The organism is Pantoea sp. CTOTU46764 (assembly GCF_031974595.1).
GTDB classification, from domain to species: Bacteria; Pseudomonadota; Gammaproteobacteria; order Enterobacterales; family Enterobacteriaceae; genus Pantoea; species Pantoea trifolii.
On the sequence record NZ_DALYOQ010000099.1, the window covers coordinates 1 to 12,565 of the forward strand.

A 12,565-nucleotide genomic window follows, 5' to 3' on the forward strand; every position below is an offset into this window, starting at 1 on the left:
CCTGATGTGTCCGTTCGCTAAGGGCGGTAAAGTCGGTCTGTTCGGTGGTGCGGGTGTTGGTAAAACCGTAAACATGATGGAGCTGATCCGTAACATCGCGGCCGAGCACTCAGGTTATTCGGTATTTGCTGGCGTGGGTGAGCGTACTCGTGAGGGTAACGACTTCTACCACGAAATGACTGACTCCAACGTTATCGATAAAGTAGCGCTGGTGTATGGCCAGATGAACGAGCCGCCGGGTAACCGTCTGCGCGTAGCATTGACCGGCTTGACCATGGCGGAAAAATTCCGTGATGAAGGCCGTGACGTTCTGCTGTTCATCGACAACATCTATCGTTACACCCTGGCCGGTACTGAAGTATCAGCACTGCTGGGTCGTATGCCATCTGCGGTAGGCTATCAGCCAACGCTGGCAGAAGAGATGGGTGTGTTGCAGGAGCGTATTACCTCCACGAAGACCGGTTCAATCACCTCTGTACAGGCCGTTTACGTTCCTGCGGATGACTTGACTGACCCGTCACCAGCAACCACCTTTGCTCACTTAGACTCAACCGTTACGCTGAGCCGTCAGATCGCCTCTCTGGGTATCTACCCAGCCGTTGACCCGCTGGATTCAACCAGCCGTCAGCTGGATCCACTGATCGTGGGTCAGGAGCACTATGACGTTGCGCGTGGCGTGCAGTCTCTGCTGCAGCGTTACCAGGAACTGAAAGACATCATCGCCATCCTTGGTATGGACGAGCTGTCTGAAGAAGACAAACTGTTGGTGGCACGTGCGCGTAAGATTCAGCGCTTCCTGTCTCAGCCGTTCTTTGTTGCTGAAGTCTTCACTGGTTCTCCAGGTAAGTACGTGACCCTGAAAGACACCATCCGTGGCTTCAAAGGCATCATGGAAGGCGAATTCGACCACCTGCCAGAGCAGGCGTTCTATATGGTCGGCGCTATCGAAGAAGCCGTAGAAAAAGCGAAGAAACTGTAATTTAGGTTTCCCAGGAGGAATGGTATGGCTATGACTTATCATCTGGACGTGGTCAGCGCGGAGCAACAAATGTTCTCCGGTCTGGTCGAGCGTATCCAGGTGTCAGGTAGCGAAGGTGAGCTGGGGATTCGTCCTGGCCACGCCCCGCTGCTGACAGCCATCAAGCCTGGTATGATTCACATCGTGAAACAGCACGGCGAAGAGGAGTTTATTTACCTCTCTGGCGGCGTGTTGGAAGTTCAGCCTGGCAGCACCACCGTTCTGGCCGACACCGCGATTCGCGGTGAAGACCTTGACGAAGCGCGCGCGCTGGAAGCGAAACGTAAAGCAGAAGAGCACATGAACAGCAGCCACGGCGACGTGGACTATGCTCAGGCTTCTGCGGAACTGGCGAAAGCCATCGCGAAACTGCGTGTCATCGAGCTGACCAAAAAAGCGATGTAATCAGGCTTTATGCGTCACGAAATGCCAGCCCTTTGGGTTGGCATTTTTTTTGCCCAAAATTTGCCGCCTGGCGCTGAGCCCGGCTAATTTCGACCCGAGAAAAATGTAGTAATCTCGGGGTTAAACCTTACACTTTCGACAGTTGAAGAGAATCAGGATAGTTATGTCTACGAACGCGATGAGTGTGGTGATCTTGGCCGCTGGCAAAGGCACCCGAATGTATTCCGACCTGCCCAAAGTTCTGCACACCCTTGCAGGCAAACCGATGGTTCAACACGTTATTGATGCCGCCACCGGTTTGGGCGCCCAGCAGATCCATCTGGTTTATGGCCACGGCGGAGATTTGCTGCAATCGACGTTAGCGCATAACGCACTCAACTGGGTGCTGCAGGCCGAACAACTCGGTACCGGCCACGCGATGCAACAGGCCGCACCCTTCTTTGCCGATGACGAAGATATTCTGATGCTGTATGGCGACGTGCCGCTGATTTCGCAGACCAGCTTGCAGCGTCTGCGCGATGCAAAACCCGCGGCTGGCATCGGTTTACTCACCGTGGTTCTGGATAACCCAACCGGTTACGGTCGTATCGTGCGTGAAAACGGCACGGTGACCGGCATCATCGAGCAGAAAGATGCCTCGCCAGAACAGCTGAAAATTCAGGAAATTAACACCGGCATCCTGATTGCCAACGGCGGCGACCTCAAGCGCTGGCTGGCGCAGCTGAACAACAACAATGCGCAGGGCGAATTCTATATCACCGATATCATCGCCATGGCACACCACGAAGGCCGCGTGATCAATGCGGTGCATCCGGCGCGCATCAGCGAAACCGACGGCGTTAACAACCGCCTGCAGCTGGCAACGCTTGAGCGTGTCTATCAAAGCGAGCAGGCAGAAAAGCTGCTGCTGGCGGGTGTGATGCTGCGCGACCCGGCGCGTTTCGATCTGCGCGGTTCGCTGCAACACGGCCGCGATGTTGAGATCGATACCAACGTGATCATCGAAGGCAAGGTCACGCTCGGCAACCGCGTCAAAATCGGTGCGGGTTGCATCATCAAAAACAGCGTGATTGCTGACGACTGCGAAATCAGTCCCTATTCGGTGATCGAAGATGCCACCCTAGCCGCCGCCTGTACGGTTGGACCTTTTGCGCGTCTGCGTCCAGGCAGCGAGCTGGCGGAAGAAGCGCACGTTGGCAACTTCGTAGAAATGAAAAAAGCCACGCTGGGTAAAGGCTCGAAAGCCGGTCATCTCTCTTATCTTGGCGATGCGGAAATTGGCGCAGGCGTGAATATTGGCGCGGGCACCATCACCTGCAATTATGACGGCGCCAACAAATTCAAAACCATCATCGGCGATAACGTGTTTGTCGGCTCCGATACGCAATTGGTAGCGCCTGTAACCGTAGCGAGCGGCGCCACTATCGCTGCCGGCACCACGGTAATGAAAGATGTCTCCGCGGCGGATCTGGTTTACAACCGTAAAGAGCAGAATCAAAAATCGGGCTGGCAGCGCCCTGTTAAGAAAAAATAAATTTTAAAGGCCGACAACGATCGGCCTGTTTGCAGTGCCATAAAAAAATATCCCCACTCTCTACAAGGCTCGGGGAAATCAGGTCAGATGACAACGCAATGGCCGAAAGCCATGAAGTCAGGAAATTACTATGTGTGGAATTGTTGGTGCAGTAGCGCAGCGTGACATCGCAGAAATTCTGCTGGAAGGTTTGCGTCGTCTTGAATATCGCGGTTATGACTCAGCGGGATTAGCCGTTGTCGATCGTCAGGGCCACATGACGCGCCTGCGTCGTCTGGGCAAAGTGCAGAACCTGGCGGAAGCCGCAGAGCAGCAGCCGCTGATTGGCGGTACCGGTATCGCACACACGCGCTGGGCGACCCACGGTGAACCGTCGGAGGCCAATGCGCATCCGCACGTTTCCGAGCACATCATCATCGTGCACAACGGCATCATTGAAAACCATGAGCCGCTGCGCGCGCAGTTGCTTGAGCGCGGCTATCATTTTGCCTCAGAAACTGACACCGAAGTGGTGGCGCATCTGGTGCATTGGGAGCAGAAGCAGGGCGGCACGCTGCGTGAAGTGGTGCTACGCGTCATTCCGCAGCTGCGCGGTGCGTATGGCATGGTGATCATGGACAGCCGCGATCCGTCGCTGCTGGTGGCAGCGCGTTCCGGCAGTCCGCTGGTGATTGGCCGTGGCGTGGGTGAAAACTTTATTGCTTCCGATCAGCTGGCACTGCTGCCGGTGACGCGTCGCTTCATCTATCTGGAAGAGGGCGATATTGCCGAGATCACCCGCCGCGAAGTCACCATTATCGATCGTGACGGTAACACGGCGAAGCGCGCCGAAATCGAATCGACCGCGCAATACGATGCCGGCGACAAAGGCATCTATCGTCACTACATGCAGAAAGAGATTTACGAGCAGCCGAACGCGATCAAAAACACCATCACCGGTCGTTTTAATCACGGCGAAGTCGATCTCAGCGAGCTCGGTCCGGATGCTGAGAAGCTGCTGAGCCAGGTCGAGCATATTCAGATCATCGCCTGCGGTACGTCATACAACTCAGGCATGGTGTCGCGCTACTGGTTTGAGTCGCTGGCCAACCTGCCTTGTGATGTGGAAATCGCTTCGGAATTCCGTTATCGCAAATCTGCGGTGCGTAAAAATAGCCTGCTGATCACGCTGTCACAATCGGGTGAAACCGCCGATACGCTGGCGGCACTGCGCCTGTCAAAAGAGCTGGGTTATCTCGGTTCGCTGGCGATCTGTAACGTGGCCGGTTCATCGCTGGTGCGTGAATCCGATTTGGCGCTGATGACTAAAGCCGGTACCGAAATTGGCGTTGCCTCGACCAAAGCTTTCACCACGCAGCTAGCGGTATTGCTGATGCTGGTGGCGAAACTGGGGCGTCTGCACGGCATGAAAGCCGAAATCGAGCACGAAATTGTGCACGCGCTGCAAGCCTTGCCGAGCCGCATCGAACAGATGCTGGCGCAGGACAAAGTGATCGAAAATCTGGCGGAAGGTTTCTCGGATAAACATCATGCGCTGTTCCTTGGCCGTGGCGATCAGTATCCAATCGCTATGGAAGGCGCGCTGAAGCTGAAAGAGATCTCCTACATCCACGCCGAAGCCTATGCGGCGGGCGAGCTGAAGCACGGCCCGCTGGCGCTGATTGATGCTGATATGCCGGTGATCGTGGTCGCGCCGAACAACGAACTGCTGGAGAAGCTGAAATCCAATATTGAAGAGGTACGCGCGCGCGGCGGTTTGCTGTACGTGTTTGCCGATCAGGATGCCGGTTTCAGCGACAGCGATGGCATGAAAATCATCTCTCTGCCGCATGTAGAAGAGGTGATTGCACCGATCTTCTACACCGTGCCGCTACAGCTGCTCTCGTATCATGTGGCGCTGATTAAAGGCACCGACGTTGATCAACCACGTAACCTGGCGAAATCGGTTACCGTTGAATAATCAGTAACAAGAGTGGGCCCGCAATGGGCCCGCTTCATTTCTACATGCTGTCATATAACTGTCATATTTCGTACATTTCACTGTCATCAAACTGTCCTATTTTCCCTCCAGCAGCAATCACTAACTCCTACTAAAAAGGCATTGAGCCTGATTTTTTTTAAATCCCCTGGAGGGAACATGACACTGATGCGTAGCACCGTAGCCCGAATCCTCGCCGCCACCTTCGCAGTAAGCGCGGTCTCTGCTTTTGCAGCAACCGATCTGACGGGCGCAGGCGGGACATTCCCGGCGCCGGTTTATGCCAAGTGGGCAGCCGAGTACCAGCAAGCCACTGGTAGCAAAATCAACTATCAGGGTATTGGTTCTTCAGGCGGCGTGAAGCAAATCATCGCGAAAACCGTCGATTTCGGTGCGTCTGATGCACCAATGAAAGAAGAAGATCTGCAGAAAAATGGCCTGTTCCAGTTCCCTACCGTGATTGGTGGCGTGGTGCTGGCGGTTAACATCCCAGGTGTGAAATCAGGTGAACTGACTCTTGACGGTAAAACCGTGGGCGACATCTACCTCGGTACCATCAAAAAGTGGAACGACCCGGCGATCACTAAACTGAACCCAGGCGTGAAACTGCCAGATTCCAACATCAACGTGGTTCGCCGCGCTGACGGTTCCGGTACTTCATTCGTCTTCACCAGCTACCTGGCGAAAGTGAACGAAGAGTGGAACAGCAAAATCGGTAAAGGTAACACCGTTAACTGGCCGACCGGTCTGGGCGGAAAAGGTAACGACGGCGTGGCTGCATTTGTACAGCGTCTGCCGGGTTCAATTGGCTATGTGGAATACGCTTACGCCAAGCAGAACAACCTGACCTACACCAAACTGGTTGATGCTGACGGTAAAGCGGTCGCACCAAGCGAAGAGAGCTTTGCGAACGCCGCGAAAGGCGCAGACTGGAGCAAAACCTTTGCCCAGGATCTGACCTTCCAGAAAGGCAACGCAGCATGGCCGATCACCTCAACCACCTTCATCCTGATTTACAAAGATCAGGCGAATGCGGAGAAAGGTAGCGAAGTGCTGAAGTTCTTCGACTGGGCTTACAAAGGTGGCAGCAAAACCGCAACCGACCTGGATTACGCCGCGCTGCCAGAAAGCGTTGCTAACCAGATTCGTGCAGCGTGGAAAGCGAACATCAAAGATAGCTCCGGTAAAGCGCTGTATCAGTAACCGATTTACCTGGCCAGCCGAGACGGTTGGCCAACCCCAATGGGCGGCCTGCGTGCCGCCCTGACATCCTCCTGAGAACAGAGAATTCTATGGCTGCCACTAAGCCGACGTTCAAAGCCCCCGGTAAACAAGGCGACATGATTTTCGGCGCGCTGGTGAAGCTCTCCGCGCTTATCGTGTTGTTATTGATGGGCGGCATTATCGTCTCCCTGATTTTCTCCTCCTGGCCAAGCATCCAAAAATTTGGTTTCTCTTTCCTGTGGAATAAAACCTGGGATGCGCCAAACGAACAATTTGGTGCGCTGGTACCGATTTACGGCACCCTCGTCACCTCGATTATTGCCTTGATCATTGCCGTACCGGTGAGTTTCGGCATCGCGCTGTTCCTGACGGAACTGGCGCCAGGTTGGCTGCGTCGCCCGCTGGGCACCGCCATTGAGCTGCTGGCGGCGATCCCCAGCATCGTTTACGGCATGTGGGGCCTGTTTGTTTTCGCCCCGCTGTTCGCCGAATATTTCCAGACGCCGGTGGGTAACGTGATGTCGACTATCCCGATTGTCGGCACGCTGTTCTCTGGCCCGGCATTTGGTATCGGTATTCTGGCGGCGGGCGTGATTCTCGCCATCATGATCATTCCGTACATCGCCTCGGTGATGCGCGACGTGTTTGAACAAACGCCGGTGATGATGAAAGAGTCGGCTTACGGTATCGGCTGCACCACGTGGGAAGTGATCTGGCGCATCGTGCTGCCGTTCACCAAAAACGGCGTGATTGGCGGCGTGATGCTCGGCCTGGGCCGCGCGTTAGGTGAAACCATGGCGGTGACCTTTATCATCGGTAACACCTACCAGCTCGACAGCGCTTCGCTGTTTATGCCGGGCAACAGTATTACTTCCGCGCTGGCCAACGAATTCGCCGAAGCGGAATCGGGTGTCCACGTGGCAGCACTGATGGAACTGGGTCTGATCCTGTTCGTGATTACCTTTATCGTGCTGGCGATCTCCAAACTGATGATCCTGCGTCTGGCAAAGAGTGAAGGAGCCCGTTCATGACCGCTATTGAAGTTCAGGCTCGCGCTGAGCTGGAAGCCTCGCGCCGCAAAATGCAGGCGTGGCGCAGTACCAAAAACAAAATTGCCCTGACGCTGTCGCTGATGACCATGGCTTTCGGTCTGTTCTGGCTGGTGTGGATTCTGTTCACCACCATTACGCGCGGTGTTGATGGTTTAAGCTGGTCGCTGTTTACCGAATCGACGCCGCCGCCGAATACCGCGGGCGGTGGTTTGGCGAACGCCTTAGTCGGCAGTGGTTTACTGATTTTCTGGTCGACGATCGTCGGAACGCCGCTCGGCATCATGGCCGGGATCTATCTGGCGGAATATGGCCGTAAACACTGGCTGGCGGAAGTGATTCGCTTCATCAACGACATTCTGCTGTCAGCACCGTCGATTGTGGTGGGCCTGTTCGTCTACACCATCGTGGTATCGCAGATGCAGCACTTCTCCGGTTGGGCCGGCGTAGTGGCGCTGGCGCTGCTGCAAATCCCGATCGTGATCCGCACCTCCGAAAACATGCTGCGTCTGGTACCTGACAGCATGCGTGAAGCGGCTTATGCGCTGGGTACGCCGAAGTGGAAGATGATTTCGGCAATCACGCTGAAAGCCTCGGTTTCCGGCATCATCACCGGTGTGCTGTTGGCCGTGGCGCGTATCGCCGGTGAAACTGCACCGTTGCTGTTTACTGCGCTGTCGAACCAGTTCTGGAGCACCGACATGATGCAGCCGATCGCGAACCTGCCGGTCACCATCTTTAAATTCGCCATGAGCCCGTTTGCCGAGTGGCAAAGCCTGGCGTGGGCTGGTGTGCTGATTATTACCGTGTGCGTGCTGCTGCTGAACATTGTGGCGCGTGTGGTTTTCGCCAAGGGCAAACACTAATTTCCTGGCGCGGCTTCGGCGGCGCTGCTTATGAGAGACGAGAATGAGTAACGTGACTTCATCAGCCGGTAAAATTCAGGTCCGTAATCTGAACTTCTATTACGGTAAGTTTCACGCGCTGAAAAACATCAACCTGGATATCACCAAAAATCAGGTGACCGCGTTTATCGGCCCATCAGGCTGCGGTAAATCCACTTTGCTGCGCACCTTCAACAAAATGTACTCGCTCTATCCGGAGCAGCGTGCCGAAGGTGACATCCTGCTGGATGGCGATAACATTCTGGCTTCTAATCAGGACATCGCCCTACTGCGCGCGCGCGTCGGCATGGTGTTCCAGAAGCCGACGCCGTTCCCGATGTCGATTTATGACAACATCGCCTTCGGCGTGCGTCTGTTCGAAAAGCTGTCGCGTGCCGATATGGATGAGCGCGTGCAGTGGGCGCTGACCAAAGCCGCGCTGTGGAATGAAACCAAAGACAAGCTGCATCAGAGCGGTTACAGTCTCTCCGGCGGTCAGCAGCAGCGTCTGTGCATCGCGCGCGGCATCGCCATTCGCCCGGAAGTGTTGTTGCTGGATGAGCCTTGCTCCGCGCTGGATCCGATCTCAACCGGTCGTATCGAAGAACTGATCACCGAACTGAAGCAGGATTACACTGTGGTGATCGTGACCCACAACATGCAGCAGGCCGCGCGTTGTTCTGACCACACCGCTTTCATGTATCTGGGCGAGCTGATTGAGTTCAGCGATACCGATACCTTGTTTACTAAGCCCGCACAGAAGCAGACCGAAGATTACATCACCGGTCGTTACGGCTGATTCAGGAGACGCACATGGATAATTTAAATCTGAACAAACACATCTCCGGTCAGTTCAACGCGGAGCTGGAGCACATTCGCACGCAAGTGATGATCATGGGCGGCATGGTTGAGAAGCAGCTGATGGACGCCATCACCGCGATGCACAACCAGGATGGCGAGCTGGCGCGTCACGTGATCGACGGCGACCAGAAGGTCAACATGATGGAAGTGGAGATTGATGAAGCCTGCGTGCGCATCATCGCCAAACGCCAGCCCACCGCCAGCGATTTGCGTCTGGTCATGGCGATCATCAAGACCATTTCTGAACTGGAACGCATTGGCGATGTGGCGGAAAAAATCAGCCGCACCGCGCTGGAGAAGTTCAGCCAGCAGCACCTGCCGCTGCTGGTGAGCCTTGAAGCGCTGGGTCATCACACCGTGCAGATGCTGCATGACGTGCTGGATGCGTTTGCGCGCATGGATCTCAACGAAGCCATCAAAATCTACCGTGAAGATAAGAAGGTGGATAAAGAGTACGAAGGCATCGTGCGTCAGTTGATGACCTATATGATGGAAGATCCGCGCACCATCCCAAGCGTGCTGACCGCGCTGTTCTGCGCGCGCGCCATCGAGCGTATCGGCGATCGCTGCCAGAACATCTGCGAAATTATCTTCTATTTCGTCAAAGGTCAGGATTTCCGTCATGTGGGCGGCGACAAGCTGGATGAACTGCTGTCGGGCGATGATGGCAGCAATAAACCCTCTTGATTGACGCGTCGGCGGCCCGTTGCCACTGTGGCTAACGGGCTGCCTGCTTAAATTCTGTCTGTTCTCAGCGATTCCCTCTCTTTATACTTGGCGCACTTTTTTCTGCCAGGTGCTGTTACATGTCCTCCCCAACTCCTAAAAAACAAGCCATTACACCGGCGAAAGCCATGGTGGCTGCGATCAGCGGCTACGCGATGGATGGATTTGATCTGCTGATTCTTGGTTTTATGCTGCCAGCGATCAGCGTCTCGCTGGCGCTCGATCCTTCTCAGGCCGGTTCGCTGGTCACCTGGACGCTGATCGGCGCGGTGATCGGCGGCATCGTGTTTGGTCATCTGAGCGATCGTTATGGCCGCATCCGTATCCTTACCGTCACTATTCTGGTGTTCTCGGTATTCACTGGCTTGTGCGCGGTGGCGCAGGGTTATTGGGATCTGCTGGCGTACCGCACGCTGGCGGGGGTGGGATTGGGTGGCGAGTTCGGCATCGGCATGGCGCTGATTGCCGAAGCCTGGCCGAAAGAGAAGCGCAACCGCGCCTCGGCGTGGGTTGGCATTGGCTGGCAGCTCGGTGTACTTCTGGCGGCCTTTATCACGCCGCCGCTGCTGAGCGTGATTGGCTGGCGCGGCATGTTCCTCGTCGGTTTGCTGCCAGCGCTGGTGTCGTTTGTGATCCGCCGCAGCATGGGCGAGCCGGAGAGCTTTACCCGCCACGTGGAGAGAACGCCGCAGCTCTCCTTTGCCGCACGCATTAAATTGCTGTTTGCCGACCGCGCCACCAGCAAAGCCAGCCTGGGAATTTTCATTCTCTGCTCGGTGCAGAATTTTGGTTACTACGGATTGATGATCTGGATGCCGAGCTATCTGTCATCCAACTTCGGGTTCAGCCTGACCAAATCTGGCCTGTGGACCGCCGTCACGGTGGTGGGCATGACGTTCGGCATCTGGCTGTTTGGTGTGCTGGCCGATCGCTTCGCACGCTGGAAAATCTTCCTGCTGTATCAGTTCGGCGCGGTGGTGATGGTGGTGGTGTATGCGCAGCTGCGCGATCCTACGGTGATGCTGTTTACCGGCGCGCTGATGGGGATGTTTGTGAACGGCATGATCGGCGGCTACGGCGCGCTGATTTCCGATACTTTCCCACCGCAGGCGCGCGCAACAGCGCAGAACGTGTTGTTTAATTTGGGGCGTGGCGTGGGCGGATTTGGTCCATTGGTGATTGGCCTGCTGGCCACCAATATCTCTTTCACCGCCGCGATTACGCTGCTGGCACTGATTTATCTGCTGGATATCGCCGCCACGCTGTTCTTGCTGCCGAAGAAGCAGAGCAACGAGGATTCGTTGGGGGCGATTGGCTGATTTAGATTGTGCTGGTTTTCCCCCCTTCCCGGCCTTCCCCCATAAATGGGGGAAGGAGATGCTGCCACATGCAACTCCCAACTCACATATTGCAGCATCTTCCTCCCCCATTCATGGGGGAGGACCGAGGAGGGGGACAGCCAGCACAATTCACTTCCCAGCCGCAATGCGCTCACGAATATGCTGGGCGCGCGCTTCCGAATCCGGGTGCGAATCAAACATCGAACTCTGGCGTCCCTGTTCCAGCTTAGCCAGCTTCTCAAAGCTGGTCGCTAATCCCATCGGATCAATGCCACGCTTTTTCATCAGATCAAACGAGTAATCGTCAGCCTGTGTTTCCTGGGTTTGTGAGAACTGTGCATTTACCAGTTTTTCGCCCATTTCACCCAATTGCGATTGTGACAGCGAGCCAATCACGCCGCCTACGGAAGCCGCAGCGGTGCGCGTTGCAGTGGTCGTCAGCGCCACCTGCATCGCTTTACGCGTATGGCCCAGTGCGACGTGGCCCATTTCATGGCCGAGCACACCTTCGACTTCGTTGTCGGTCATCATGTCCATCAAACCGCTGTAGACACGGATACAACCGTTGGCCATCGCCCATGCGTTGACGTCTTTGGTTTGATACACCTTGTAGTTGGCAGGCACGCCGTTGACGTTATCGCCGAGCGCCGCCGCGATTTTGTTCAGGCGCTGCTGATATTCACTGTTGGCGGGTGCAACCTGATTGTCTTTATCCATCTGCGCACAAGATTGATCGCTTAACTCTTTCACTTGCGCATCGTTCAGCGCGTAGGCCTGATAAGCCTGCGCACCAGATTGCAGCAGCGCGTTGTTATCAAATCCTTCGCAGCCGCTCAGCAACGAAGCCATTCCCAGAGCAACAATGGTAGCTCTCATTTTCATATCGGCATCCTTTGGGTAACAAGGTAAATAAAACAAACACCTGAAAACGTCACAGGTGTTTAAACGATTTGGTTATAGCTCGCATGTTGTGCAATGGCTAGCAGACAAGGCCGGAAATGCAAACGGTTACCCGTGATTTAGCATCCAGATGCATGTACTTTTGTCCTGATTTTCATGTACATTGATGTGCGACTTTTTTCTCGCTTCGCCTTATAACTGATTAATTACAATAAGTTAAGCGTGGCGGAGCATTAATCCGACCTGGAGTAGAAGATGCCCTCTCGTAAAGAGCTTGCCAACGCCATTCGCGCGTTAAGTATGGATGCAGTACAGAAAGCCAATTCGGGACATCCGGGTGCCCCGATGGGCATGGCGGACATCGCCGAAGTACTGTGGCGTGACTTCCTGAACCATAACCCTACTAACCCGCTGTGGGCAGATCGCGACCGCTTTGTGCTGTCGAACGGTCACGGCTCAATGCTGATTTACAGCCTGTTGCACCTCACTGGCTACAATCTGCCAATGAGCGAGCTGCAGAACTTCCGTCAGCTGCACTCTAAAACTCCAGGCCACCCGGAATACGGCTACACCGCAGGTGTTGAAACCACTACCGGCCCGCTGGGTCAGGGCATTGCGAACGCAGTGGGTTTTGCCATTGCCGAGC

Annotated in this window: 11 protein-coding genes and 1 pseudogene; 11 read left to right on the plus strand and 1 reads right to left on the minus strand. The window is 55.3% G+C overall.

Features of this window, described 5'->3' with window-relative positions; all coding sequences use genetic code 11:
* From atpD to RTM06_RS21590, 10 genes are all read left to right on the plus strand, one after another.
* Window positions 1–979: F0F1 ATP synthase subunit beta (gene atpD, locus RTM06_RS21545; protein WP_312184664.1), on the plus strand; the 979-nt coding region annotated here is incomplete at its 5' end.
* 24 nt (window positions 980–1,003) lie between these two features.
* A complete protein-coding gene (locus RTM06_RS21550; protein WP_008106717.1) occupies window positions 1,004–1,423 on the plus strand; it encodes a F0F1 ATP synthase subunit epsilon in 420 nt (139 codons plus the stop codon).
* Between the two features lie 163 nt (window positions 1,424–1,586).
* Window positions 1,587–2,957, plus strand: a complete 1,371-nt coding sequence (gene glmU / locus RTM06_RS21555; protein ID WP_312184665.1) for a bifunctional UDP-N-acetylglucosamine diphosphorylase/glucosamine-1-phosphate N-acetyltransferase GlmU — start codon at window positions 1,587–1,589, stop codon at window positions 2,955–2,957.
* A 130-nt stretch (window positions 2,958–3,087) separates the two neighbouring features.
* Window positions 3,088–4,917, plus strand: a complete 1,830-nt coding sequence (gene glmS / locus RTM06_RS21560) for a glutamine--fructose-6-phosphate transaminase (isomerizing) (RefSeq protein ID WP_256697887.1) — start codon at window positions 3,088–3,090, stop codon at window positions 4,915–4,917.
* 177 nt (window positions 4,918–5,094) lie between these two features.
* Entirely contained in the window at window positions 5,095–6,138 is a 1,044-nt protein-coding gene (pstS, locus tag RTM06_RS21565; RefSeq protein ID WP_008106709.1) for a phosphate ABC transporter substrate-binding protein PstS, read from the plus strand.
* Between the two features lie 89 nt (window positions 6,139–6,227).
* Window positions 6,228–7,190, plus strand: coding sequence for a phosphate ABC transporter permease PstC (gene pstC, locus RTM06_RS21570; RefSeq protein ID WP_256697888.1), 963 nt, complete (start codon window positions 6,228–6,230; stop codon window positions 7,188–7,190).
* Window positions 7,187–8,074: a phosphate ABC transporter permease PstA gene (gene pstA / locus RTM06_RS21575; protein WP_008106705.1), complete on the plus strand. Its 888-nt coding sequence runs from the start codon at window positions 7,187–7,189 to the stop codon at window positions 8,072–8,074. Before pstC ends, pstA begins: the two co-directional genes overlap by 4 nt.
* A 43-nt stretch (window positions 8,075–8,117) precedes the next feature.
* A complete protein-coding gene (gene pstB, locus RTM06_RS21580) occupies window positions 8,118–8,891 on the plus strand; it encodes a phosphate ABC transporter ATP-binding protein PstB (RefSeq protein ID WP_007893584.1) in 774 nt (257 codons plus the stop codon).
* A gap of 14 nt (window positions 8,892–8,905) precedes the next feature.
* The gene (gene phoU / locus RTM06_RS21585; RefSeq protein WP_007893583.1) at window positions 8,906–9,640 is read left to right on the plus strand and encodes a phosphate signaling complex protein PhoU; all 735 of its coding nucleotides are present in this window, start codon (window positions 8,906–8,908) and stop codon (window positions 9,638–9,640) included.
* A gap of 119 nt (window positions 9,641–9,759) precedes the next feature.
* The gene (locus RTM06_RS21590) at window positions 9,760–10,998 is read left to right on the plus strand and encodes an MFS transporter (RefSeq protein WP_265301388.1); all 1,239 of its coding nucleotides are present in this window, start codon (window positions 9,760–9,762) and stop codon (window positions 10,996–10,998) included.
* Between the two features lie 150 nt (window positions 10,999–11,148).
* On the opposite strand, the gene RTM06_RS21595 is transcribed toward RTM06_RS21590, so the two are convergent.
* Window positions 11,149–11,901 (minus strand): M48 family metallopeptidase, encoded by a 753-nt coding sequence (locus RTM06_RS21595; RefSeq protein ID WP_312184666.1) that lies wholly within the window; start codon window positions 11,899–11,901, stop codon window positions 11,149–11,151.
* Window positions 11,902–12,174: 273 nt separating this feature from the next.
* Between RTM06_RS21595 and RTM06_RS21600 the strand changes: the two are divergent.
* Window positions 12,175–12,565: pseudogene (locus tag RTM06_RS21600) on the plus strand (transketolase); the annotation flags it as partial.